The organism is Spirosoma flavus (assembly GCF_054778555.1).
This window is the reverse complement of record NZ_BAAGZL010000005.1, coordinates 150762-176078: the sequence shown is the minus strand read 5'-3', so window position 1 is coordinate 176078 and position 25317 is coordinate 150762. Positions and strand designations below refer to the sequence as shown.

Here is a 25317-nt window from a genome sequence, read left to right as displayed (position 1 = left end):
TCCTGTGGCACCTATAGTTATTACTACCTATGAAGGCACTTCTTCCTATAAGCCTTATCTGGCTGCTCTGGCAATCGGCAACCGCGCAGGTTGTTTCTACTACGTTGATAGCCCATGGTGACTCCTGGCGCTATTCAGATAAAAGCATCACCCCTGCCGATCAGGTAGTCGGACCTACTACGTATACATGGAAAGATCTCGGCTATGACGATACTAACCCTACGTCATGGTCGTCGGGAGCGTCGGAACTTGGATACGGCGATGGTGATGAAGCGACGGTGCTTAGTTATGGTCCTGACGACAACAACAAATACCGCACAGCTTATTTCCGCAAAACCGTTTCGGACGGCTCTTTTCTGAATCGTTTCCGGTATAAGGTTCGCTACAAACGCGACGATGGGATTGTCATTTATTTGAACGGCACCGAAATTCGCCGGGATGGGATGCCATCGGGAATTATTACGTATTCAACCTCGGCTACGCTTAACGTTGAAGAAACTGTATTCCACGAATTTTACATTCCCAACGGGGCGCTTCGGTCGGGCAGTAACGTGATTGCCGCCGAAGTTCATCAAATCGGCCCGACTAGTTCCGACCTGAGTTTCAGTCTTGAATTTATCGCTGAATCGAACAGCAATACGTTAGTATCCAGCACGATACCCATTCTGTCCGCAGCGTCGACAAATTGGAAATACAGCGATCATGGCGCCGATTTGGGTACTGTCTGGCGCAACCTGGCCTACGACGATTCGTTCTGGCAGCAGACCAATATTGGCTCACGTGTTCGTATGGGCTATGGCGAAACCAATGACCCTAACCCGGCTACGGTAGACCCGGCCAGCAGCGATCCCTACAACGCCAATACGTATACGAATTTCATCAGCTACGGGCTAAATCCGACCAATAAATTCCCGACAACCTATTTTCGGAAGAAAATTAATATTCCCAATATCAACGCTAATCCCGGCTACGAGATTCGGTTCATGCGCGACGACGGAATTCTGATTTATGTAAATGGCTCCGAATTACCACGTGATGTGAACGGAAATACCAATAACATGCCCGTTGGACCAGCTTCTTACACTACGTTGGCTACTGCTTCCGTTGATGCATCGGCCGAAACAACGTGGTCGGCCTGGCAACCCATCAGTACTACGTTACTCCAGAATGGTGAAAACATCATTGCGGCTGAAATTCACCAGGTGGGCCCCACTACGTCGGATATTACGTTCAACATCGAAATACGGGTGCAGGGAGCAGCCACAATTACGCGAGGGCCGTACCTGACTTTAGGCACTAAAACCGGAGCAACCATTCGCTGGCGTACCGACGTAGCAAACGTCGGGCGGGTAACGTATGGACTTTCTGCCAGCAGTTTAACAGGTGCCGTAAATGAAGCGACCAGCACTACCGAACACGAAGTTCAACTCACTAGTCTTCAGCCCGATAAACAGTATTTCTACAGTGTGGGCACTACGTCGTACGTGCTTCAGCAAGGTCCGGACAATTATTTTCTGACGGCCCCACTGGGTAATACAAAGCGTAAAATCCGGGTGGTTTCCTTTGGCGACTGCGGTTCCAATGAAACCATCGACAACCAGATAAAAGTGCGTGACGGGTTCCTAACGTTCCGGGGCAGCAATTCCACCGATTTATGGATGCTCATTGGCGACAACTCGTATGATGGCGATGACCCAACCTATCAGACAAAATTCTTTGACCGCTATCAGGCCACCAGTCTGATGAAAAATTCCGTGATGTATTCAGTTCCCGGTAATCATGATTATAACAACAGCGCCGTCCTGGCTGAGAATCACAATATTCCGTACTTTTCTATATTTAATTTTCCGACGAACGCAGAAGCGGGTGGCGTTGCTTCGGGTACTAAAGAATGGTATTCGTTCGATTATGGCCCTATCCATTTTGTGATGCTCGATGGCTACGGACTCCGTAACGTTGGTGGGATTCAGAAGCGATTTTATGAAGATACGATCAACCATCCGCAGGTAATCTGGCTGAAAAACGATCTGGCGTCGACTAACAAAAAATGGAAGATTGTGTATCAGCATTTTCCAGCCTACAGCCAGGGTTCGCACAACTCCGAAACCGAATCCGACCTGATTGCTATCCGGCAGGTTATCAATCCTATTCTGGAACGTTACGGCGTCGATATAGTCATGGCTGGGCACAGCCACGTGTACGAGCGTTCGTACCCCCTGCACGATCTTTACAACACCAACAGTATGACAACCTACGCAAACAATCCATCGGCTTTCCGCTTTGCCGGCGACGACAGTAACGGACGTTACGATGGATCGGGTGGGTCGTGTCCTTATAAAAAAACCTCCGAGAAGAAAAAGCAGGGAACGGTTTACGTAGTGTCGGGGTCGGCGGGGGCGTTGGGGAAAATTCCTGGCCTTGGCACTCATCCAGCTATGGTGTACACCCAGAAAGAAATTGGTGGATCATTTTATTTTGAGGTGGAAGACAACCGTCTGGATGCCAAATTTCTCCAGAATCAGAATGCAAACCCGCCGTATAGCTACACTACTGCCGACCAATTCACCATCCTGAAAGACGTCGGTATTGCTCAGTCGCTGACGGTTACCAGCGGGCAATCCGTTACGTTGACCTCCCCATTCATCAGTAACTACGTCTGGAGTAACCCGGCCGACGGTGGGTTTTCGGCAAACACACGTTCGGTGGTAATCAGCCCGCCGGCAGGTACACATACGTATCAAGTACGTGATGTTCAGAACTGTGTACAAAATACATTTACGGTGCAGGTAACCAATGCGCCCTCGCCCAATATGCAGACCGTTAAAACCGGCGACTGGAACGACCCCACGGTTTGGTCAGGAAATCGAGTACCCGGCACCGGCGACATCCTGCGCGTGAAGCACTTCACTACAATTCCCGATAACACGACCGTTTTGGGTATGAAGGTTATTTACGATCCCGGTACGCAGCTCCTGAACGGCCAGAATTCCGTTTTGAAATTACAACCGTAAAGGGTTGTAGAGTTATAAGGTTGTAGGGTTGTAAAGTTCCTGAAACGGCCGTCGGGCATACGTAACGTTGCCCTGTCGCAACTTTACAACCCTACAACCTTATAACTCTATAACTATTTTACATTAGGAAAGTATCAATACCGCCCTCCCGGTTTTCGGCGATTCCAGGCTGGGTGCCCTTCAACGATGGGTAGTTGACGAGGACGTGCCGTAAGGCCAGTCGTGTCGGTCAGGGCCTTCATGAAAGCAACCAGCGCATGTTGTTCATGGGCGGTCAGGTGGAGTGAATCTTCGGCTAGGGTTTGTCCTTCCAGGTCGATACCGATTCCTTTGCCACCACCCCGGTTGTAGAAATCCACGACCTGATCCAGCGTTTTATAAGCACCATTGTGCATATACGGAGCCGTCAGCGCCACGTTACGTACCGTCGGCGTTTTGAAAGCAAATCGGTGAAGATTTTTCCCGAATGGCCCAAATTTCCCGACATCGGCATCGAGTCGCGCACGGCTTGTTTTCGGGTGTCGGGGTACGCCGATGATTTCGCTCTCCACTTTTTCAAAATGGGGCGGTACGTATCCGTTATAAATTGGGAAAAAGTGACACGTGGCGCAACGGCCTTTACCCAGGAACAAATTGAGTCCCAGCCGTTCATCAGACGAAATGGCTACGTCTTCACCACGCAGATAACGGTCAGGCCGGGCGTTCAGGCTTGTGAGGCTGCGAACGTAGCAGGCAAGCGCGTTACGTATATTTACCGGCGAGATACCGTCTGAGAAAGCGCTGGTAAACAGGGTTTTATATTGTAAACTGGCTCCTAATTTTTCAACGATTTCTTCAGGAGAAGTACGCATTTCGTGCGCATTTTTCAGAACGTCGTGCGCCTGATCTTCTAAATAAATAACCCGTGAATCGTAGAACTGCGCCTTCTGCAAACCGGCATTCAGCAACGTAGGGGCATTGCGATTTACCCGTTTTATAGGGTTTCCGAAAGCCCGGCTTTTACTACGTCCATCCGTAAAGGCACGTTCGGGCTGATGACAGGATGCACAACTACGGGCGTTATTTCCGGATAATAGAGGATCGAAAAACAACGTCCGACCCAGCGCTACCTTCTGCGGACTACTGGCAAACGCCCGAAAATTAGTTACGTAGTCAGACCGAAACGCTCCTGAATCTGACAACGTAGCAGCCGTCGGTGACAGAAAACGGCCACTCGCCGGAGCCGGAATTTTCAGCTCCTGGCGCGTCTGCTGCAAGGCCCGACAGAGCGGGTAAAGCTGCTCCCGAATAAACGTAACACGATCGAACGTATCAAAATCAGTGGCCTCTTCTACGGCCTGAATTGTCGATTGCCAGCGCTTTTCGACCTGGGCCGCAATTGGTTGGTGTAATCGTACCAGATAAGGACGTAGCACCGAATGCATCGCTCGCAGCGACGTAGCAGTTTCGGATAAACCGCTACGTGTTTCGGGCGCATCGTATCCGGTTATGCCCAGCGTTAAAAGTCGAAATAATTGCTGACGAACAGCTTCCAGAATATCGGTATCATTCAGAAGATTGGCGGGTATTCCCTGCTCCAACCGCGACGAATAGGAAATCAATACGTTCAATTCGCGGGTCAGATCTACTTTTTGATTGGCATCGTAAGTGGGGAATAAATATGTTTCTACTACCTGCAAACCAGTCGGTTGTATAACAAACTGACCTGGTTCATAAATTTCAGCTTCCGGCACCGGCGGACCATTGACGTGGGTTGCCAGAAATGGCTGATAAAATTCCAGCAACCATTCGATACGTTTATAAAGTTGACGACTCCGTTTGAAAGCAAGCTGTAGTGAATCCGTTGGGGCGTCCGCAGCGACGAAATTGGCCAGTTGCTGTACCTGTTCATGAAAACGCGTTTTATCGACCATGAACTGCTGGTACACCATCTGCCCTGTGGGGTCGGGCGGTGACGACTTCGGCAGAAATGCCGGGCCAATCAGTACCAGTAAAAACAGTGCTAGCAGTCGATGCATGAACCTGATTATGAGCTTCTTTTCAAAGATGGTACGTATATAATCTCTTGACAAAATGGCACGCGTATCATCATCGAAAATAATGATTTTTTTCCAGAAATAGGCTATTAACTGGTCAATGCGCCCCCGACAGGCTCTGGCTACCGGGGCCCGTAAGCCGCCGAATATTATCCAGCAACACGGCCGTAGCAATGCCTACGTTGAGCGATTCGGCATTACCATAACGCGGAATAGTGACACGCTGCGTTACATACTTCGCTACGTCGGCGCTGATGCCATTCGATTCGTTACCCATCACCAGATAACCCGACACAGCAAAGGCCAGTGAATGAACATCGTGACCGTCTAGAAAGGCACCATATACTACGTTAGTCGGCTGTTTGCTGGCCTGCTGAAGCACCTTTACTACGTCGCCATACCACCAGTTTACGCGGGTGAAGGAGCCTTTGCTGGCCGAAATCACTTTAGGGTTGTAGACGTCGGCGGTGGTACCGGAACATAAAATTTTCCGAATGCCATACCAGTCTGCAATCCGTAATATGGTCCCCAGATTGCCGGGATCGCGTATATCGTCCAAAATCAGCACAATCTCATCTGTTTCAGCCAATAGTGGGACGTTTTCTTTCGTTCTGACCACAGCCAGGGCAGCATTGTTGCTTTCGAGCGTTCCCATACGGGTCAGGTCGGAGGCCGACACGATTTCCACGGGAGTTCGTTGGCGGTCTGTCAGGTGAGCGTTTTCTTTGTAAAATAGTTCAGTAGCCACCACGACTTCGGTTTCGAAGTCAGACTGTAGAACCTCCTGAACGCTTTTGGCACCTTCTACCAGAAACGCGCCGTGCTGCTGCCGGTATTTTTTCTGGTGCAACGACTGAATATATTTAAGCTGATTTTTGGAAAGCATGGAAAAAAAGTATGATATACGATATATGATGTATGACTGGCTTAGGAAGCATATATCATACATCACACATCATACATTAAAAATAAGTCTGCTGATAGTAGTTGTGTCTTTATCGTCCTGTTTTAGCTCGAAACAACTCCGCAGAAATGAATATATTCTAACGTCGCAAACGATTCGGGACAACAAAACCATTTCGGATGAAGACCTGGAAAGCCTGATTCCCCAAAAACCGAACCGGCGACTTCTTGGGTTGCCCATTACCCCCCAGCTCTGGTTTTATCAAATTGGTCAGCGAAAATACGACCGCGAAGCCGCCATTCGTGAGTTGCAGGCCAAAACTAACGAATTTGAACAGCAAAGTCAGTTATTGGCCAATCAACCTGACGCTCTTAAAAAACTGAATCGACGGTACGAGCGTAAATTAAAAAAACTGCGGGTTCGGGCTGAAGAAGGCAATTGGACCATGCGCAACCTTGGCGATCCACCCGCTTATTTTGCCGAGCAGGATGCCAAGGCAAATGCGGCCAAAATGCAGAAATATTTATCCGACAAAGGTTTTTTTAACGCTCAGGTTGGCTATAAACTCGATACGTTACGTCGGCGTCAGATTCGGGTGAACTATCTGGTGGCTGAGCACGCGGGATTCTATCTGCGAAATATTTACTACGAAATTGCGGATTCTAAGGTTGATTCAATAGTCCGGAAATCGCTTGAGGATTCAAAACTTCAACCCGGCGTGCGGTTCGATTTCGACAATATGACGGCGGAACGAATCCGTATCGAGACACTGCTACGTGATCAGGGTTATTATGGGTTCTCTCGCCAATACATTAGAGCTACCGATGTTGATACGGTACGGCGCGGAACAGATCGGTTTCAGCTAGGCGACACCACTAGGCGGAAAGTCGATTTGGTTTTACAAATTGCCAACCCGCCGGGCCGGTCAAGTCATCCGATTTACCGCATTGGCGACGTAGAGGTACGTATCAGCCCCAACGGTGATACCGACGTACTGGGCACAACGCAGGGTCCTACTGTAGCTGGGGCATCGTCTTCCCGATACGACACCATTCAACGAGATGGCATTCGGTATCTGCTGGGCAGTAGAAACATGTCTATGTCGTTGCTGGAAAGTAAAATTCTGTTTCGTCCCAATCAGCTTTATAGCCAAACCAACTATCGTGATACCCAGCGTCAGTTGTTTTTGCTCAACCAGTTCAAGTTCGTAAACCTCAACTTTATCGATACCACGAATCGGCGCTTACGAACACTCATTACGGCTTCTCCGCTCGACAAATACGATTATACATTCGAAGGAGGGGTGTTTGTACTAGCGCAAACTACGCCGGGACCATTTGCCAACGTAACGTTTCGGGCACGCAACCTGTTTGGGGGTCTGGAAACCTTTGAAACAACGGTACGTTATGGTCTGGAATACCAAACTGGTTTTGATACCGATCAATCCAGCAAGCAGATTTTTTATCGATCGAACGAATTTGGCGTAATCAGTTCTCTTACGTTCCCACAAATTCTGTTTCCGGGTCGCGGGCGATTTTTTTTCAACCGATACAACCCACGAACGCAAGTCAGTTTGAGCTTTAACAACACCGTTCGGCCCGATTACAAGCGCTCACTGCTACGTTCGACGATGGCCTACAACTGGCAAACGACGCCATCGAAACAGTTTAGTTTCCTGGTTGCAGACATCAACCTGATTAATGCCAATTTCGATACACAACTAGGAGAAGCATTTAAGGCACAGCTTGAACAACAATCGGAAGCAGGCAGTACAGTTTATTTAAGTTTTCGGAAATCGCTCAGTTCAAGTTTTAGCTTTGCCTACACCTACAACACCAACGTACCGGGGCAAAATCGGCGGGCCAATTTCTTCCGCACGGCCATCGAATCAGGCGGTACTACGTTAAATTTCTTTTCTAATAAAACCATCGAGCACTGGAGCGACTCGTCTGTAACCGGGCTTCAGTTTTATAAATTTATACGTCTAACCGTCGATTATCGTCATTATATTCCAATCCGTTCGCGCACTACGTTAGCGTTTCGCTTTAACACAGGAATTGTGTACGGTTATGGCCCTAACCAGACAGCCCCTTACGAAAAGCTATTTTTTGCTGGCGGCAGCAACAGTATTCGAGGATGGCTTCCCCGTCGGTTAGGCCCTGGTTCTGAAGTGCCTCAGCCAACACGCGATTATCCGACCGTTCCCATTTTTAGCCAGCGAGATCGACGGAGCGAACAATTTGCCTACACCTTTGAAAAACCCGGTGATATGCTCATTGAAGGATCAGCCGAATTACGGGGACGACTATTTAGGCTCGGTGCGGATATTAATGGAGCTTTGTTCATTGATGCAGGTAACGTATGGGCGATTCGGAATAACCCCAGGCGCGTGGGCGAACAATTTCAGCTTGATACGTTTATTCCGCAGATAGCAGTCGGTACGGGCGTCGGGCTACGTATTGACTTCTCTTTCTTCGTCATTCGACTTGATGGCGGTATTAAAGTTTGGGATCCCGCCCGTCGTTATCAGCTTGAGCCCGACGGCCCATTCTATGACGAGCGCTTCATGCTCCGCGAATTTTCGTTCCGTCGGTTATCGACTGGAAAAAATCCCTTGATTATAAATTTCGGCATTGGCTACCCTTTCTAATACGTAGCGTGAGCTTAGGCTCGCAGGTTACCCGTTAAAACTGCAGGCTTACAAACATATTTCGTCTACTCCCCACAGGTATCGGCGCCTGCAAGCCAGAACTATAACCACTTAACACAATTTAACTATGTGTGCCTCAATTAAGCCATAAACGGCCCTTTTTAAAAAATGGGCTAACAGATGGGGACTTTTATTTGCCAAAATGACAAAATTCCTTCGTCTCAAGTGTGAGCGTTTTACGAGATTTGACAATCAGTGGTGATAATCGTCCATTACTCAAAGAATAGTATCTTTTATCATGATTGACTCGATGACTTCCAATTTTGCGGCAGAATCTGACCAGTCATGCAGATTCTGCCGCAAGAGCTTACTGGCTCTGCTCGACGAGTGCGGAAATGTACATCTGTAAAGTAATGCCCCCCCGGATGGGATCATCCGGTAGCTCGTAGGCTTGTGCCAACGTAATAGCTGTCATGGCCGCCATTGACTTCGCGGCTGGCCCAGAAAAGCCCATCTGCTGCAAACTACTCACCCAGGCTTCGCGCGGTGTCTCAACCGCTTTAACTTCTTTGCCCAAAGCAACGCCAAAGGCGGCAGCCACCTCAGCCGATGAGTAACGTTCTGGCCCTTCTACGTAGTGAAGGCCAGTTTGTTCGACCGGTTCCTGCAAAAGGCGAGCCCCTACCGCCCCCAGATCCTGCGGGGCTACCATCGGCAACTTGAAAGCAGGTGGGTAGAGCGTGTGCACCTGACCGGCCTGCTGAGCCGTGGCCAGGGCCATATCCCAGTTACTCATGTAGTAGGCCGCCCGAATGATACTGGTGGGAATGCCCGTCTTGAGCAAACCCTGTTCCAGTTCGTAAAGCACGCCCAAGTCGCCTATCCGATCACCTGGCTGCGCTGCATAGACCGACTCAGCCACGATTTTTTCGAGACCTGAATCGGTTAGGGCGGCTAGAATCGATTGGACACTTCGGCGTTCTTCCTCAGCCGTATCAGTGGTGATGGGGGCAGGTGGATTAAGCACAAACAGGCGTTTGCCCTGCTGAAATATCGTCCGCAACGACTCGGTGTCATACACATTCACAACTGCGACAGCAGCTCCCTTTTGCTGCCAGGCCTCCCTTTTTTTTGCGTCATGAGTGATCACGGTAACGGGCTCTCCTTTATCCAGCAAAGATTGAGCAACGGCCGATCCAACATGGCCTGTGGCCCCCAGAATAATGTACATAGCAATTTTTCGTTTAAAAAGTTGAGTGAAAGGCAGCGCCACCGCGGGTGCCCAGCGCAAAGCTAGGTGGGCTCGCTGACAAGGGTATGTCAGGGGTGGTCGCTTTTATTCACCCAGCATATCGAAATATTGCTTCAAGGTGAGCGGATGGGGGGTAAACGTTTCGGACAGCACGTCCAACTGCTCGATGCGGTCAAGCCGAAAGATGCGATAGGCACCTCGTAATCTACACCAGCCTACTAAGAGCCAGTTTTCCTGGGTGCTCATCAGCAGGGCGAACGGTTCTAAAACCCGGTGGGTCAGTTCGCCAGATGCCGCCCGGTACACGACCTGTACTCGTTGAAAACTGGTCAGCGCGTTTTGCAAGGTAGCTAGATAACGGCTGCTGGATTGGGCATGGGCATACACTTTCAGGCGCGAGGCCAGCCAGTTGGCCTTCTCCTGGGTGGAGCCACGCAGTACAGCCTTGAGCTTGGCAAGGGCCTGCTGATAGGCCTCGATCAGCGATGAATCGGGTTGAGTTTGGATGAGGTGTTCTACTGTAATGAGCGCATTGGCTTCCGTCTGGGTGAACGAAACCGGTGGCAATCGGTATCCTTCGACCAACGAATAGCCCCTGCCTTCCTGGGTCAGAATTGGCACTCCGGCGCTTTCAAGGGTTTTCATGTCCCGGTAGATGGTGCGCACGCTGACCGAAAAGCGGTTAGCCAGCTCGGATGCGGTTATCAATTGCTTGGTCTGTAAGAGGGTTTGAATTGCAACCAGTCGGGCTAGTCGTGTTGGTTCTTCATCAGCCATATGTGCTTATTAACTGAGTGGAAGGCTGAAATGATTAAAGAAGTTGCATCGTTATTAGATACACAAAATGTCAATGTGAGTGACGGAATAACCGTCTCTGGTTGGAGCCATTACGTGACAATCAGAACTTGAGGCTGCAAATCTGAAACTATTGACTGGCCCTTTCGATTCGTCGGCTTTGAAAACCCAGCTAACGTCGAACCTATTCGTGAATTGCCATAGCTGCCAAAGGGTACCGAATGGAGTTGTTGAAACGTTCGCGTGTCCCGGTCAGCCCCTTCAGCAAGTTTGGCAAATACCGATTTAATTTCCTGGCAGTTATCTACAATCAGGAACTAACCGTATTGCCGGTTGAGAATCCAGCGCAGGAGGAGCCATCCAGTCGGCAGCCAAAATATTGATGGCACCGCTTTTTGGCTGCCCATTCATCATGCGATTGTGTTTTTCGGGGAAACTGGTCCTTCATGGGTAATACACCCAGTTTGGTTAGGGTCAACTCGTCCCCCAGACATTGCTGATAAAAGGACATAGCCTCAGTACGATTGACGTCAAATAAGCAGATTGACATTGTCCGTGTTCTACTAGGGCCAGCCATTCGGCTCTTCGAGCAGTTGCCCCCCCAATACGCTCGGCTCTCCAAGCGTCATCTCGGGGTTTGGCGTCACTCACCTGCGTTACTCTGTATTACGTAATTGAGCGAGCTAATTACCCAGTTGTTGACGTACATAAATGAACCTTCCTGCGTCTCACGCAGGAAGGTTTTGTGAGAATATAAAATGTGGATGCAATCTGTTCTTATAGGTAATCAAGTTTAGATTATTTCTTCTCCAGTAACTGCTTCATCAAGGCTTTCATTTCTGCCATTTCAACCTTCAGTTTCTGATTCGCTTTCTCCTGCTCAATACTATACAACGTCAACTCCTCCACCTTCTCCAATAACGTAGCGTTCATCTTTACTAGGTCTACCCCTTCCTTTACCACCTCTTCCGCCGAGGGTACACCCGGTAAGTGGCCATATTCCCGAATATAGGAGGCAACCCCAGTCAATGGGCGTAGTGTATAAGAGTCGGAAAATACTTTATCACTCCACTGGTTGACATTATCAATCGTCAACCGATGTTTGGCGAGCACCGTTTCACCCTGCTCGTTGACGGTCAGAAATTGATCCGTTGCTCCTTGGCGGATGGAGTTAGAAAGGTGAGCAAATTTAATTTTGCCGTTGTTACGTAGATGAATCGTACCGCGTACATCCAGGGGGAATTGAGGGGAATCGGTGCCAATCCCTACCGCAATACTGGTATTAGTCGGATCTCCCAACACAATGGCATTATTTAAGGCAACCCGGGCATTACTGCCAATGGCAACTACGTTCTGCAGATTACTACCGGCCACCTGAGTATTATTGCCCACTAGTACATTATCGCTTCCCGCCGTGAGCGCTGTTGCCGACCTGGGCCCAACAATGATGTTATTATTGCCCGTGGTCAGATTGCTACCCGCCTGATACCCTACGACCGTGTTACTGTTGCCGCTCGTGCTCGATTCACCCGCCCGATTACCGACATAGGTATTTTGGATACCCGTCGTGTTGGCACTGCCCGCCGAGGATCCCAGAAAGGTGTTGACTCCTCCGGTGGTATTATTCGACCCAGTGCCGTAGCCTAGGAACGTATTGAGTCGGCCTGTGGTGTTAGCCTGGCCGCTATAACTCCCCACAAAGGAGTTGAACTGGCCCGTGGTGGTGCTTTGTCCGGCCAGAGAACCTACAAAGGTATTATCCGTACCGGTGGAGTTATTCTGACCAGCTTGATAGCCCAGAAACGCATTGTCGCCCCCCGTATTGGCATAGCCTGTGCCTGAACCCACAAATACATTATGAATACCCGTCACATTGGTATAACCCGATTCATAGCCAATAAACACATTATAATCGGCCCGATTGAAATTACCCGCCTGGTAACCTAAAAAGCTGTTGCCTGTCAGGGTCCTACCCGGGTTGGTAGAACTGACATCGGAACTGGCCCAGTAGGAGGCTGCATTGGTACCAATAAACACATTTTTGGAGCCATTGATGAACCAGCCTCCTGCATTCAGGCCAACGGCTGTGTTTTCGGAGCCTCTGGTGCTGTTGCCTGAGTTGGCCCCCATAAACGTATTTCCGTAGCCGTACGGATAATCAGGCCTATTGGGAATGCCGGGCAAATTATCCAGGAATCCATACGTTGTATTGAAACTACCATAGGTTACATCATTGCCAATACCCATTAGCAGATTGGTTTTATTTCCCTGAGCGCTTAGGGGGGTAATCAGGCTTGGCGCTACCAGTAGAGCGCATAAAAAAAGTAGCTTGTCCATCGATAAACTTGATAGGTTGATCATGTAAGCAATTGACACATCAAGCATTTAAGAAGCAAGAACTTTACGGGGTAATTCAGGGTAGTTTTGAGCGAACGGTCAACGGATAGCATTCGATCCACTGATTGGGAGCCTATGCTGCTGGCAGCACTACCCCGTCTTTAATGACCTTTGTACTTTGGAACTAATCCCCTGCAGGCATAGGGTCCGGCAGCACTACTTGCTTATGCTTACTGGTTCTTAGTCATCCAAAAGCGCAGGATGTTACCGTCAGGATCCTTGAAGCTGGCAATAAAAGCCCCTTCCCCTAAATCCACGATGGGATGAATTAAGGTAATGCTGTGAGTTGATACAAAGCGATCAATGTCATCCACCTCAAAGGACAGGACCGTATTAACGTTCGCTTGCGTATTCCCTCTTTGTTTCAGCACCGCATAATGAATCCCCTTGTAGTCGCATTCCCAATGTTCAGGCGTATTGCCATGCCGGTTCAACGCTAGCGGAATACCTAATACTTCACGATAAAATGTTGCCAGCCGTTCTGGCTCAGGTGAGGACATGATCACCCCCGTCAACCCTTTCACTCGTAATGCATCCATAATTATATCATTTATGATGTTTAATTTGCAAAAGTACATCATTAATGATTATATACCACATAAATGATATTTTATATTTTACATTTACATCAAATATGATTTATATGAATAAGGCCGTTGAACTGCTCAATCTTTGGGCGAGCTATGAACAAGAAAATCCCAAATCGGATTTAGCCCAGTTCTGCCAGGCTTACTTAGCGAGCCAGCAGCCAAAAGATAGTTTAGCTTCCTTTTGGCAATCCCCCCTCCCCCCTGACAAGGCTAGCTTGCTGATCAAAGTAATTGGTCGGATTTCTAAGTTGCATACACTTCATGCGCTGGCTGCTTTTAAAGAATGCGGCCTGAAGAGCTTCGATGAGTTTTTGTATCTGAGTTCGGTTGCTCATATGACCAATCCCAAGAAGACCGATGTGATTTCGGCTCATTTTAATGAGCTATCCTCCGGCTTACTGATACTCGACCGGCTCAAGAAATCGGGTCTAATCCAAGAAGAAGGCGATGCGCTTGACAAGCGGACCAAACGGTTAACGATCACTAGCAAAGGGCAAAGCCAATTGGAAGCCTGCTACCAGAAATTGAACCAAGTGAACCAGCTGTGCTTTGGGGAACTAGCTGAAGAACAACTCGATTTGGTCATTAACCTGTTACAACCGGTAGAGGCTTCCTTGGCTCAGCAATGGTTAGAAGCTAAAATGAAATAATAGAAGGAAGATTACGTCTTCCTGAGTGCTTAGCTCTAATAGTAACCAGTACTCATATCACTATGGCAGGTACGATCTGACCGAGCACTTGGTCTAAGTCATCCCTTTGTCGACTTGATTTACCCGATCACCTATTGATTAACAATCCCATCCTCTCACGTAGGAGCTTGTTGTGAGAACTTCTGATTAACAATGGTAACCTATTGATTTAATTGCCGTCCAACTCAACTAATAGCATACGCTATTGCCAATCGGGATTTTGCAAAAGCTTGGGATTGGCATTGATTTCGACTTGTGGGATTGGGAAATATTTGTGTTTGGGCAGCGGTTTTCGTTCGGGGTAATCGGCATTTTTCACTTTTGGAATCTCGGTCAAAAACTTGCCCGTACGCGTCAAGTCGTACCACCGATCACCTTCCCCAAAAAACTCCCAGGCCCGTTCCCGAAGGACGGCATCAATAAAACCATCTTTGCTCAATCCAGGCGTTAAAATCGGAATGCCGGCCCGTCGGCGAATTACGTTGATAAACTCATACGCGGCTGCTGTTCCACCATTCAGTCTGGCTTCTGCTTCGGCCGCAATCAGGAACGCGTCGGCGTAGCGCAAAACCGGCATATTGTTGCTGTTCGCTGCCCCAACCGATTTTGGATCTTTAAATTTACCGAGCACCACCAGACTATCTTTAGCAAGGAGCCGCGTATCGATTGCATTCTGCCGGACGATGGTTCCTGAACTGGAAACAAAACTGGTATCCAGCAGCAAACGCCGTTTATCGATTGGATTGAAAGACTTGTAAAAAGACCTATACATGTAAAAACCGCCAGACGCCCCGTTTGAATAGACACCAACGCCCGTTTGGGGAGCCACCTGCCAGGCAACAGCCGTATACTTATTGGGCGTTACCAGCCCGTTCGATTCAGCCGCAAAGATGTTTTCCGGACGAGCCTGCGCTTTTTTAGTAACATCATACACATCCACTACGTTGGGCAGCAGAGTTAACTTCCCTGAATCGATCAGCTCTTTTGACTTCGCCAACGCTAACGCCCAGTTCTCGCCATAAAGCGCAGCTTTGGCGTGTAATAAAATAGCCGCCTGTTTACAGGCCCGTCCCGGTACTAAACCTGCCGAATAGTTGGGTAAAGCAGCCGTTGCTTTCGTCAGATCATCGTAAATCTGGGTATAAATTTCGGAGAGTGGTGCTTTCGCGTTAATGGCTCGCTCAATGGTATTGGTTGGGTTAACTTTGAGAGGAATTTCGCCGAAATTTTTCGCTAATGTCCAGTGCATCAATGCCCGTAAAAAATACGCTTCGCCAATTACCTCCCGGCGACGTACCGTATCCATTTCGGTATTAGGTGCTTTTTCAAGCAGCCAGTTTGCTTTTTCAATGCACTGATACGCCGATTGCCAGAGTTGAATGGGCGACTCAAACACCCGCGCAAATCCGGTCTGTACCGAATAGGTTGGCTCGTAGGTGTATAACGTAATAGATGCCCGGCCTACTACGTTACGCGGAAACATGAGGTCACTGGCGGTTTCGGCCAGAAGCGGATAATGACCGCCGTATAAATCGTAAAAACTGCCGTACATGGCAACCTGAGCGGATTCGACCTCGGCGGCATTTTTGTAATAATTGTCGGTGTAAATCTGGGAGAAGGGGGTTTCTTCCAGCGCGCAGCCCGTTAATGCCGTTATTAAGAGGCCGAACAGCGTAAAGGGTACCAATTTTCTATAGTTCTTCATCACCTATCTGAATTAATAGAGGTAGTCTAAATTTTTGATTATCAGAATTCAACCTGCAAACCCACTAACCAGGATTTGGAAACGGGATACACGATGTTGTCGACGCCCACCAACGTATTGGAGCCGCCAAACGAATTAACTTCCGGGTCAAAACCTGTGTACCGCGTTACGGTGAAGAGGTTGTTACCGCTGATGTACACTTTGGCGGTAGTGATACCTTTGATCTGGGGAAGCTGGTAGCCAAGCGTGATATTTCTGGCCCGCAAAAAAGAACCGTCTTCGATGTACCGATCCGTTAGCGGAATGCGCTGGGCCAGGTTGGTCCCTGCGTGTACGTATTCCTGACTCGGATTCTGGGGTGTCCAGCGATTGGTGAGACCACTGAGCACATTCCGCATTCCCAGCGGATTTTCCAGCTGGTAGGCCGCCATGTTCAGTATTTTACTGCCCTGAACACCCGAAAATAACGCTGTCAAATAAAAGCTTTGGAACCTCAGATTACTCGAAAAACCATAGGTAAAGTTCGGTGCCGAATTGGTCAGTACCAGATCGCTGTCGTTAATTCGACCATCCCCGTTTACATCTTTCACTTTTACCCCTCCAAGGCGCGAGCCCGAGCCTTCCAGGATGGTTTCGCTGTTCTGGTAAATTCCGTTAAATACGTAGGTTCTGAACAAACCAATCGGCTGACCGACAACCAGCGAGTTATAAAAATTTACATCGAATTTTTGCAGATCGTCCTGCAACTTGGTGACCTTATTCCGGCTGAAGGAAATGTTGGCCGATACGTCCCATTTCAATTTTTCAGTTGTGATTGGGCGAGCTTTCAGAGCAATTTCCAATCCTTTGTTTTGGAGGGAAGCAAAGTTTCCAAACACCGTTGAATAACCCGACGAGAGCGGCAGATTTCGCGCAAAAATCAGATCTTCGGTACGTTTGGAATAAATATCCATCACCAGCGAAATCTTATTTTTCAATAGATCCAGATCAAAGCCTACGTTTACCTGCGTGCTTTTTTCCCACCGTAAATCTGGATTGGCTACGCCAGTTGGCTGCGTTCCGGTGACATTTACGCCGTTGAAAATATAATCCCGGCCTAAGCCTACAGTGGCCAGCGATTGATAGGCGCCAATGGCCCCCTGATTACCCGTTTGACCGGCACTAGCCCGTATTTTCAGGTTGGAAATGAAGGAATTATTCTGCAGGAAACTTTCTTCTGTTACGTTCCAGGCTCCGGAAATGGCCGGAAAAAGCGCGTATTTGTTGTTACGTCCAAATTTGGATGAACCGTCTACCCGGGCATTGAAGTCGATAAAATATTTTCCTTTGAAATTGTAGGAAAGTCGGCCAAAGAACGACACGAGCTCATCTTTGGAGCGACTGCTACGTGAATCCCGTACCTGCGCCAATCCGATATTTTCGTTCGACGTAGCGTCCGACGCAAATCGTTGTCCGGTCGAATAATTGTAATTGCTGTTATTGGCGATGTAACTGTACCCGGCTATGGCACGTAGCGTGTGATTTGTCTTGAAAACGTGGTCGTAGCTCAGAATACTTTCGTGCATCATGCGGTTGTAATTCTGGTTCTGCTTCATGGCAAACCCACCGCCACCGCCATTGGTCGAAATATCCGTGATGGTCGATGCCGCAATCGGGAAGTAATAATCCAGCAAACTGCCCGTAATCACCGCGTTGAAATTCGCTCGGTATTTTAAGCCCTTCAAGAGGCTGAAATCGAAGTAGACGTTCGGAACAAACGTATTGGTGTGTTGCTGATCCAGGATTTTGGTAAACTGAAGCGGGTGGCGTAAGTCCAGATACAAGCCGCGCAACTGCCGGTCGAAATTGAGCACTTGCCCCGCATCGTCATAAGCCCGCAAAACCGGCGGTGTTGCCAAAGCCAAGCCCACCAGCGAATTGAGTAATCCTCCACCATCGGTGTCTACCGAGCCGGTGGGAATCCGCTGGTTGATCGACTTTGAGAATAACGTACTGGTACCGATTTTCAACCAGTTCGTCGCCTGATGATCCAGATTCAGACGTAGCGAATACCGGTCAAACGACGAATTGATAACAATACCATCCTGATTGAAATAGTTAAACGAAACCAGCAATTGGGTCTTTTCATTACCGCCCGAAACGGTTAGCTGATGATTTTGAATCACCGCTTTTCGAAAAATCTGGTCCTGCCAGTTTGTGCCTACACCGATTGAGTCGGGTCTAGGAAACCGATTCGGATTTTTATACACTTCATTTTCCAGTTCGGCAAACTGCGTTCCATTCAGAACCGGAATGGTTTTCGTTACCTGCTGCTGACCATAATAGGACTCATAACTGATTTTGGTCTTACCGCTCTTCCCTCGTTTGGTGGTAATAATAACAACGCCATTGGCGGCCTGAGAACCGTAGATTGCGGCTGCTGAAGCATCTTTTAACACTTCCACCGACTCAATATCATTGGGATTCAGGTTCGACAGCGGACTGACCTCATTGGCATTCCCGCCCACAATCTGACGCCCGCCGTTGGTATTGATCGGGATGTTTTGCGAAGTATTCTGAACCTGAACACCATCGATGATGTAAAGTGGTTCAGACGAACCATTGATGGAATTTGTGCCCCGAATCCGCATACTGATGGCACCGCCCGGCGCGGCATTACTTTGAGTAACCTGCAAACCCGCGACCAAGCCCTGTAAGCCTTGCGCTAAGTTGGATGCGGGTGTTTGCAGAAGTTCGGCGGCTTTTACGCTGGTAATGGCGCTAGTTACCTCACTTTTTTTCTGGGTTCCGTACCCAACTACGACCACCTCGTCGAGCGCTTTGGTATCTGGCACAAGAGCGATCTCCAGCGTTGAGCGATTTTTCAGGATAACTTCCTGCCGAACGTAGCCAATGTACGAGAAAACCAACGTAGTGTTTCCATCAGGCACTGTCAGTGAAAATCGCCCGTCCGTATCCGTAACGGTACCATGTGTAGTTCCTTTCTGCAGGACGCTCACGCCCGGTAAACCCTCATTTGTTTCACTACGAACAACGCCTTTGACGGTAAACTCTACCGGTTGATTAATGGCATTTGTAATTGCTGGCGTTTGTGTAATGGTCGGCCTGGGAAGCGATTCTGATTGCTCTGAGAGAGAACCGGTAAAGGCTTCAATTGCTGAGCTGGGCTCGCTTTTTCGCGTGGTAGACGATTCATTTACCGAAAAGATAAAATAAATCGTATTGGGCTTTTTATAGCGTTTATACGTCAGCCCGACCGGTTTTAATAAATCGTTCAGCAAGCGGTTGACATCCGTTTTAGAACCATCAGGTGTCGATACGCGAAGCCCTTCCACTGTTTTTTCGTTGTACGTAAAGCGAACCCCAAATCGGTTTTCCAGCTCTTTCAGTACGTCTTTTAACAACTGCGTAGCGGAGGCTGGCTGTGTTAATATCGGATTTGTTCTGGGCGTATCAGATCGTTGAGCAAACGTAATCGCTTGTGCAAAAAGCGTATTCTGTTTACTAAATAAGATGAGGCACAGGCATAGCCTGAAAACGGTACAGTGGAAACGGTTTTTCATAAACGAATCGGGTAAGGAACAAGTATTAGCGACTGATATAAAGCTGATTTTCCTGACGGGTTATTTTCAGGCCATTGGTTGTAGACAGTGCGTCGATTAAATCGTCCAGATTTTCGGACGGCACAACGCCGGTCATGCGTTCCTGCGCGATGTCGGGATCGACGAACGTAACACGCAGGCCGAACGTAGCTTCCAGCCGAGCGGTAACCTCACTGAGGGACGTATTATCGAGAATCCATTGTTGATTTGTCCAGTCGTTATAGCGCTCCGGTTTCACTGACCGTTTCGTGAGTTTTTTCCGTTCGCCTGAAATTTCAACCAGGTCACCGGGCACCATGACAATGCTTTTCTGGTACGTACCCTTGCCCACATCCAGCTTGACTTTCCCGGAATTCAACACGACTTGCGTTGCTCCTTTCCGGCTTGCTACGTTGAATTGCGTGCCCAATACCTCCACATTCAGATTATCGGTATGAACAACGAAGCGCGTCGGCACTGTTTTTTTGACCACCTTGAAAAAAGCTTCGCCGGTGAGCCAGACTTCCCGTGTTTTCCCATCCTGCCAGTTTGTGGCCAGTTTGAGATTCGAATGGGCGTTCAGAATAACTTCAGATCCATCGGGTAGAATGATAGTCTGGGTTTGGCCATAAGCTGTGTGGTACTCAGGAGTTGTACGCTGATTCAGGAAATACAGCATACTACCCAAAAAGGCAATTCCGGTCAGAACCGCTGCCCAGCGTACCCATTGACGGGAGGACCAAAGCGGGCGAACAACGGTTTGGTCTGGATGATTTTGCTGACGAGTTGCGTTGATCCGGTTCCAGACGGCGGCTTGCTCGGCTGGCGTTGGTAAATTTTCGCGGAAGTTTAGGTGTAAAACGAGTTGCCTGGCCTCGGCTATAAGTCCTTGTTTTTCAGGATGCTGAGCAAGCCAATTCTGCCAGAAGCGTTCATTTTCGGAATCTGGCTTCTGAACCCATTCCTGAAAACGAGGGTCCAGGGCAAAATCTCCGGCTGAGTAATCATCGATATGCATTCGATTCAGTTTCGGATTGAGCGTGATTTTACTCTAATCTGGAAACTGACGCCGATCTCATCGATAAAATGAAAATATTTTTAAAAAACAGGATTATTCAAGCAGATAAATAGATTAGTCTGGCTGAAAATGAACAAAAAAGACATGCTATAGCTACTAAAATCACATAAAAGCAGCACCAAGCTTATGGGGGTTATGTTCTTCCGTAAAACTCTTAACGCTTTGGAAATCAGATTGTAGGACGAGTCAATATTCATCGACATAATCGACGCTATTTCTTCGTACGACAAATTGTTGTAGAATTTCAAAAAGATTGCTTCCTTTTGCCGTTGCGTCAACGTATTGAGCGCTTTCAGGATACGTGCATTTTGTTCATCGCTTAACTGTTCAGCAATAAGATGGGCTTCATAGGGTAGTACAAAATCAAATCCGCCAGAAACTGTCCCATTCTCAACTAACCACGGTTTGCGTTTAAGTTGATCGATCATGGTATATCGCATGGCTTTAAACAGATAATACTTGATGGAGGTGGTATCACTAAGGTTTTCCCGCTTTTCCCAGATCTCAATGAAGAGATCATGAATGCAGTCCTGAACTAAGTTTTTATCGGTTGTAAACTTGCTTGCGTAGTTATATAGAACTTTGAAATACCGGGTATAAATTTCTTCGAAAGCGGCTTCACTGCCTTCTTTGAAGGTTTTCCATAATTCGTCTTCATTAACAGTAGTATCTCTCCTTTCAGACAATTCCATCCTGTTACTTATGGTTTCCAGCGAGTTAACTAATCAGTCTACACGCTGAAATAACTCAACGAGATAATTAAAGTTATAAGAAAACGGGAGATAATTCAATCAGTACGTACACAGGGGCAACATTGATTAGCCAGATGAATGAGGCTAAATTCAACTTAGCTTCTGGCCGGCAAAAGCAATCAAGTCCGCTATTATAAGCTTGGAATAGCGGCTATCCTTCTCAGAAATCGAATAAGTTAATTCGCCAATTTTTGTGAGCTTTTTGCTGAAGATGGGTTAATACAAGTATCCATGACATGTATTAGCGAACGAGACTGCTCATGAAACGATTCATTATCTGGTTGCAATTCATTCTGTTAGTCAATCTAATTCTTTCCTGCAAAGCTGATTCAATTAACGGTATCTACGCAGGGATTCAACTGCAAATCAGCGCTTGGGCGGGTGGAGCTATGGAGCGAAGAGACGTCGCTGTTTACTTTCGTCAGGATGGCACATTTACCAATGATTTGAAAGACAAAAACTGGAAAACAGCGGTGAAAAGCAAATTTGCTGTAACCGGAGATAAAGTAGTGCTAACATTCACTGATGGCAAAAACAGAAGCTATAAAATCACATCGAAAGGCAACCTGTCGGGCGGGAACTTTATATTATTACCGCTATCCATGAAAGGCCCTTTGCCAATGTCAAGTTTTCAGTATAAGGGAGGAACGAGTTCCGGTGGCATAGGTACGAACACACCCTATGTTGGTACGTTTAGCCAGAATCGGATTCATTTTGATGGTGAAGGCAACTTCAGCCACTCGCGCACGGGAACGGTGACGATTGCAGGCGATAACATCGGAGGAGGAAACACGAACAAGGACGAAGACGCTGGAACATACGCCTATCAGGATGGGCTACTCACACTGAAATACAATACGGGCAAGACCCAGACGCATAGTTTCTTTTTTACGAAAGATGGCGAAGAAATTGCGGTTATGGATGGACGTATTTACACAAAATATAGCGAAGATAAGGACTCTAAAAAAGCAACTGACAAACCTGTAGTAAACCTCCCAACGGCTTCGGAATTGATCGCAAAAGCCCGCGAAGCGCACGGCGGTAAGGCAATCGATAACATTCGTAATCTGAAAGTCATTTCGCAGATGCGTGGTATTCTGATGGTAACGCAATCGGATTATCAACAACCACGTACCAAAGCCGAAGCAAGGGCATCTGGGCGGTTAGTGTATACCGAATACTGGAATGGGAAACAGGGTTGGTTGTGGCTTCAGGGAAAAAAAACGCCCTTGACTCTGGAACGCATGCGCGATAAGGAAGCCAATCGGTACGCGGGGATTTCGGGGCTGCATACTCAACGGCAAAGCTTTTTACAAAAAGGGGAAGTTAAGGCGTTAAAAAATGGTGGTTATGCGCTGGTTTATCAGAAAGATGGTATTCCGCTAAAACTTATTCTGGACAACAAATACCGGGTGGTGGGCGAAGAAGTTCCATCGGAAGGCAAAACCCTTACCGTCCAGTACGCCGATTTCAAAACCGTAAACGGCCTTTTGGTACCCTTCTCGGAAACGCAAAGTCAGGGCTCGCAACGAAATACGATCAAGTTGACGGATTATCTGATCAATGAACTGACGGAAGAAGATTGGGCGGAACCAACTCCGTAACTCCCCAAAGAGCACTCCGCTTAAATTTTCGACTTTAAAACGCCCCAATAAAGAAACAGATAAAAGAATACCCCTTCGTCTCACATGGGAGGGTATTTTGAGATTGCTGTCTACTTTGTTAAGCTGGCTTAGTTCAATGCAAAGTAAAGGAAAACGCTTGGCTATATACCTTAATCAATTACCCAATGAATAATGAGCGCTACTGAAAATAAACAATTGATGGAGCGTATTTTCTCCGAATTGTCGAAAGGTAATGATCAGCTCTTTTTTGAGGCCATGGACCAAGACATGCAATGGAGGTGGATGGGGAGTGGCCAATGGGCAAAGACTTTTCGGGGAAAGCAGGCAGTGGTTAACGAACTATGGGGAGCCGTCAAGACTACCTTACATCCTCCTTATAGGGCAACCGCTACCCGTATTATGGCAGATGGTGACTACGTAGTGGTTGAAGCGGAGGGGGAGAATGTAACCCCTGATGGCAACGTTTATAATAATCGCTATTGCTGGGTATGCTGGATTCGAGACGGTAAACTTCGAGCGATCAATGAATATATGGATACAGAACTGGTGACAACAACCTTCCGGCGTTAACATTTAACCTGCTCCATCTCAACGAAACTCAATTTATTAAGCCTTGTCAGAGATCGGCCAAAACTCAACACTAGCCCCATCAAGCAGCGGTGCAGGGCTTGAATCAACCCCAATGGATACGAGCCTACCATCCGAAACGTCTTCCGCTGCTGATTTTGACTTTTTAGTAGGTAAGTGGATCATCCATAACCGGAAGCTGAAAACACGACTAGCCAACAGCCATGAATGGTTCGAGTTTGGCGCTACCGGAGAAATGCACAAGATCCTCCATGGGTTAGGTAACATTGATTCCTTTATCACTACGGTGGGACATGCGCCTTTTGAGGGGATGGCGCTCCGGCTTTTCAACCCCCAAACCCGCCTGTGGAGTATTCACTGGGCGGATAGCCTTCGCGCTTATTTAGATGCCCCAATGGTGGGCTCATTCCAGGGCCCTATTGGCTTGTTTCAGGGGGATGATACTTATGCCGGTCAGCCGATCCGGATCCGATTTGAGTGGGATAAAACCGATCCTGCCAAGCCAATATGGCGACAGGCCTTTTCCGCCGATGGGGGTCAAACCTGGGAATGGAACTGGTATATGTACTTTCAGCGATTCGACTAGGATCGTTTCTTTTCGGCCTCATCGGTCGGCAGGGAATCATAGTACCTCCTTGTAGCGGACGCGGATGAATTATCATTCGGGTACTATGTTACTGGGTCATCAGGAGCAGCCCGCTGCCAGAGCCGATTTCATTTAAACAAGCGATTGGGTAACCATGGGTATGAAAAACTATTTGATCGAAGGTGTTTCCGGTACTGGTAAAACCACCGTGGCTCAGGAATTGCGACGACGCAATTTCCACGTCATCGACGGTGACCTGGAATTAGCCTATCGAGGCTACCCCCAGACGGGTAAACCCCTGAGTGAGCTCGACCACCAGCGAGCTCTGGATCATCCGGAATGGGGACAAAAGCACTGGCTTTGGGATATTAACAAGGTTAAATCGGTGATCGCTGATCACCGTACGCCCATTTCCTTCCTATGCGGTGGTTCCAGAAATTTCCGTGATTTTATTGATTTATTAGACGGTGTTTTTATTCTGGATGTTCCTGACCTTGGTGTGTTGCTTAGGCGTATCGATGAGCGCGTGACCCGGGACCCAACGGATTGGGGGGCCAAGCCCGAGGAAAAGGCGCTCATTGCCCGTCTGCATGCCACCAAAGAAGATACCCCTACCCGGGGTGTGTTCATCGATGCGACGGCGCCGGTCGACCGGGTTGTGGACGAAATTGTATCCAATTGCACCTAACGACTTGCTTTCTCATCAAAGTTTGAGACACGGTTGTCCACCAAATAACTGATTCATAAATCCTCTCGCTACGTGCAAAGAAAAGACAGGCGATGGCAATTACGCCACAATACTGCCCTGTCCTACCTGTGCAAACTATTCGCCAAGCGCATCCCAATACCTACTTCATTGATGTGAAATCGGCGGTCGGGCGTGCGTTCCTGATCGGGAGCATGGTACTGATAGCCGTATGTCGGCTGGCGGGTTTCATCGACAATCGAAAGGCTGATTGTCGCGTGTTTTAAGGCTCGAAATGAAATTTCGGTTTTCCATTGCGACAGGCGTTGCTGATCAGATGCCGTGTGGATCAGCAACCAAAACAAACAAAAAAGAGGTAGTTTTCCTGGCATA

Annotated in this window: 19 protein-coding genes; 7 read left to right on the top strand and 12 right to left on the bottom strand. The window is 48.1% G+C overall.

What is annotated here, in order from left to right:
* Window positions 1-29 precede the first annotated feature (29 nt).
* Complete coding sequence (locus ACYVF1_RS24490) at window positions 30-3011, top strand: purple acid phosphatase family protein (RefSeq protein ID WP_461083867.1); 2982 nt, start codon at window positions 30-32, stop codon at window positions 3009-3011.
* Window positions 3012-3145: 134 nt separating this feature from the next.
* Here the strand turns inward: ACYVF1_RS24490 and ACYVF1_RS24485 are convergent, their stop codons facing one another.
* Together ACYVF1_RS24485 and ACYVF1_RS24480 are read right to left on the bottom strand one after the other, a co-directional pair.
* The gene (locus ACYVF1_RS24485) at window positions 3146-5029 is read right to left on the bottom strand and encodes a cytochrome-c peroxidase (RefSeq protein ID WP_461083865.1); all 1884 of its coding nucleotides are present in this window, start codon (window positions 5027-5029) and stop codon (window positions 3146-3148) included.
* A gap of 115 nt (window positions 5030-5144) precedes the next feature.
* Window positions 5145-5933 carry a TrmH family RNA methyltransferase gene (locus tag ACYVF1_RS24480; RefSeq protein ID WP_461083863.1) on the bottom strand — a complete coding sequence of 263 codons (789 nt, stop codon included), beginning with the start codon at window positions 5931-5933 and terminating at the stop codon, window positions 5145-5147.
* A gap of 103 nt (window positions 5934-6036) precedes the next feature.
* Between ACYVF1_RS24480 and tamL the strand changes: the two genes are divergently transcribed.
* Window positions 6037-8601: a translocation and assembly module lipoprotein TamL gene (gene tamL / locus ACYVF1_RS24475; protein ID WP_461083861.1), complete on the top strand. Its 2565-nt coding sequence runs from the start codon at window positions 6037-6039 to the stop codon at window positions 8599-8601.
* Window positions 8602-8968: 367 nt separating this feature from the next.
* Here tamL and ACYVF1_RS24470 read toward each other — a convergent pair whose 3' ends face one another.
* The 5 genes from ACYVF1_RS24470 to ACYVF1_RS24450 all read right to left on the bottom strand — a co-directional run bounded on the left by ACYVF1_RS24470 (window position 8969) and on the right by ACYVF1_RS24450 (window position 13584).
* A complete protein-coding gene (locus ACYVF1_RS24470) occupies window positions 8969-9832 on the bottom strand; it encodes an NmrA family NAD(P)-binding protein (RefSeq protein WP_461083859.1) in 864 nt (287 codons plus the stop codon).
* A gap of 105 nt (window positions 9833-9937) precedes the next feature.
* Entirely contained in the window at window positions 9938-10630 is a 693-nt protein-coding gene (locus tag ACYVF1_RS24465; RefSeq protein WP_461083857.1) for a helix-turn-helix transcriptional regulator, read from the bottom strand.
* Between the two features lie 328 nt (window positions 10631-10958).
* Window positions 10959-11159, bottom strand: coding sequence for a hypothetical protein (locus ACYVF1_RS24460; RefSeq protein WP_461083855.1), 201 nt, complete (start codon window positions 11157-11159; stop codon window positions 10959-10961).
* A 287-nt stretch (window positions 11160-11446) separates the two neighbouring features.
* The gene (locus ACYVF1_RS24455) at window positions 11447-12985 is read right to left on the bottom strand and encodes a hypothetical protein (RefSeq protein WP_461083853.1); all 1539 of its coding nucleotides are present in this window, start codon (window positions 12983-12985) and stop codon (window positions 11447-11449) included.
* 230 nt (window positions 12986-13215) lie between these two features.
* Window positions 13216-13584 carry a VOC family protein gene (locus tag ACYVF1_RS24450; RefSeq protein WP_461083851.1) on the bottom strand — a complete coding sequence of 123 codons (369 nt, stop codon included), beginning with the start codon at window positions 13582-13584 and terminating at the stop codon, window positions 13216-13218.
* A 104-nt stretch (window positions 13585-13688) separates the two neighbouring features.
* On the opposite strand from ACYVF1_RS24450, the gene ACYVF1_RS24445 reads away from it, so the two are divergent.
* Complete coding sequence (locus tag ACYVF1_RS24445; protein ID WP_461083849.1) at window positions 13689-14285, top strand: MarR family winged helix-turn-helix transcriptional regulator; 597 nt, start codon at window positions 13689-13691, stop codon at window positions 14283-14285.
* 241 nt (window positions 14286-14526) lie between these two features.
* Here the strand turns inward: ACYVF1_RS24445 and ACYVF1_RS24440 are convergent, their stop codons facing one another.
* From ACYVF1_RS24440 to ACYVF1_RS24425, 4 genes are all read right to left on the bottom strand, one after another.
* Window positions 14527-16029 (bottom strand): RagB/SusD family nutrient uptake outer membrane protein, encoded by a 1503-nt coding sequence (locus tag ACYVF1_RS24440; protein ID WP_461083847.1) that lies wholly within the window; start codon window positions 16027-16029, stop codon window positions 14527-14529.
* 41 nt (window positions 16030-16070) lie between these two features.
* The gene (locus tag ACYVF1_RS24435; protein WP_461083845.1) at window positions 16071-19592 is read right to left on the bottom strand and encodes a SusC/RagA family TonB-linked outer membrane protein; all 3522 of its coding nucleotides are present in this window, start codon (window positions 19590-19592) and stop codon (window positions 16071-16073) included.
* A 25-nt stretch (window positions 19593-19617) separates the two neighbouring features.
* Complete coding sequence (locus tag ACYVF1_RS24430; RefSeq protein WP_461083843.1) at window positions 19618-20628, bottom strand: FecR family protein; 1011 nt, start codon at window positions 20626-20628, stop codon at window positions 19618-19620.
* Between the two features lie 80 nt (window positions 20629-20708).
* Window positions 20709-21380, bottom strand: coding sequence for an RNA polymerase sigma factor (locus tag ACYVF1_RS24425; protein ID WP_461083841.1), 672 nt, complete (start codon window positions 21378-21380; stop codon window positions 20709-20711).
* Window positions 21381-21700: 320 nt separating this feature from the next.
* On the opposite strand from ACYVF1_RS24425, the gene ACYVF1_RS24420 reads away from it, so the two are divergent.
* The 4 genes from ACYVF1_RS24420 (at window position 21701) to ACYVF1_RS24405 (ending at window position 24927) form a co-directional block, all read left to right on the top strand.
* Window positions 21701-23044 carry a hypothetical protein gene (locus tag ACYVF1_RS24420; protein WP_461083839.1) on the top strand — a complete coding sequence of 448 codons (1344 nt, stop codon included), beginning with the start codon at window positions 21701-21703 and terminating at the stop codon, window positions 23042-23044.
* A 192-nt stretch (window positions 23045-23236) separates the two neighbouring features.
* Window positions 23237-23635, top strand: coding sequence for a nuclear transport factor 2 family protein (locus tag ACYVF1_RS24415; RefSeq protein WP_461083837.1), 399 nt, complete (start codon window positions 23237-23239; stop codon window positions 23633-23635).
* A 112-nt stretch (window positions 23636-23747) separates the two neighbouring features.
* Entirely contained in the window at window positions 23748-24239 is a 492-nt protein-coding gene (locus ACYVF1_RS24410) for a hypothetical protein (protein WP_461083835.1), read from the top strand.
* A 160-nt stretch (window positions 24240-24399) separates the two neighbouring features.
* Window positions 24400-24927, top strand: a complete 528-nt coding sequence (locus ACYVF1_RS24405; RefSeq protein ID WP_461083833.1) for an AAA family ATPase — start codon at window positions 24400-24402, stop codon at window positions 24925-24927.
* A gap of 122 nt (window positions 24928-25049) precedes the next feature.
* On the opposite strand, the gene ACYVF1_RS24400 is transcribed toward ACYVF1_RS24405, so the two are convergent.
* Complete coding sequence (locus ACYVF1_RS24400) at window positions 25050-25316, bottom strand: hypothetical protein (RefSeq protein WP_461083831.1); 267 nt, start codon at window positions 25314-25316, stop codon at window positions 25050-25052.
* Window position 25317 lies beyond the last annotated feature (1 nt).

Bases quoted from the DNA above. Each gene is read 5' to 3' on its own strand.
- ACYVF1_RS24490 (WP_461083867.1), top strand. From the start codon at position 30: ATGAAGGCACTTCTTCCTATAAGCCTTATCTGGCTGCTCTGGCAATCG.
- ACYVF1_RS24485 (WP_461083865.1), bottom strand. From the start codon at position 5,029: ATGCATCGACTGCTAGCACTGTTTTTACTGGTACTGATTGGCCCGGCA.
- ACYVF1_RS24480 (WP_461083863.1), bottom strand. From the start codon at position 5,933: ATGCTTTCCAAAAATCAGCTTAAATATATTCAGTCGTTGCACCAGAAA.
- ACYVF1_RS24470 (WP_461083859.1), bottom strand. From the start codon at position 9,832: ATGTACATTATTCTGGGGGCCACAGGCCATGTTGGATCGGCCGTTGCT.
- ACYVF1_RS24465 (WP_461083857.1), bottom strand. From the start codon at position 10,630: ATGGCTGATGAAGAACCAACACGACTAGCCCGACTGGTTGCAATTCAA.
- ACYVF1_RS24460 (WP_461083855.1), bottom strand. From the start codon at position 11,159: ATGTCCTTTTATCAGCAATGTCTGGGGGACGAGTTGACCCTAACCAAA.
- ACYVF1_RS24455 (WP_461083853.1), bottom strand. From the start codon at position 12,985: ATGGACAAGCTACTTTTTTTATGCGCTCTACTGGTAGCGCCAAGCCTG.
- ACYVF1_RS24450 (WP_461083851.1), bottom strand. From the start codon at position 13,584: ATGGATGCATTACGAGTGAAAGGGTTGACGGGGGTGATCATGTCCTCA.
- ACYVF1_RS24445 (WP_461083849.1), top strand. From the start codon at position 13,689: ATGAATAAGGCCGTTGAACTGCTCAATCTTTGGGCGAGCTATGAACAA.
- ACYVF1_RS24440 (WP_461083847.1), bottom strand. From the start codon at position 16,029: ATGAAGAACTATAGAAAATTGGTACCCTTTACGCTGTTCGGCCTCTTA.
- ACYVF1_RS24435 (WP_461083845.1), bottom strand. From the start codon at position 19,592: ATGAAAAACCGTTTCCACTGTACCGTTTTCAGGCTATGCCTGTGCCTC.
- ACYVF1_RS24430 (WP_461083843.1), bottom strand. From the start codon at position 20,628: ATGCATATCGATGATTACTCAGCCGGAGATTTTGCCCTGGACCCTCGT.
- ACYVF1_RS24425 (WP_461083841.1), bottom strand. From the start codon at position 21,380: ATGGAATTGTCTGAAAGGAGAGATACTACTGTTAATGAAGACGAATTA.
- ACYVF1_RS24420 (WP_461083839.1), top strand. From the start codon at position 21,701: ATGAAACGATTCATTATCTGGTTGCAATTCATTCTGTTAGTCAATCTA.
- ACYVF1_RS24415 (WP_461083837.1), top strand. From the start codon at position 23,237: ATGAGCGCTACTGAAAATAAACAATTGATGGAGCGTATTTTCTCCGAA.
- ACYVF1_RS24410 (WP_461083835.1), top strand. From the start codon at position 23,748: ATGGATACGAGCCTACCATCCGAAACGTCTTCCGCTGCTGATTTTGAC.
- ACYVF1_RS24405 (WP_461083833.1), top strand. From the start codon at position 24,400: ATGAAAAACTATTTGATCGAAGGTGTTTCCGGTACTGGTAAAACCACC.
- ACYVF1_RS24400 (WP_461083831.1), bottom strand. From the start codon at position 25,316: ATGCCAGGAAAACTACCTCTTTTTTGTTTGTTTTGGTTGCTGATCCAC.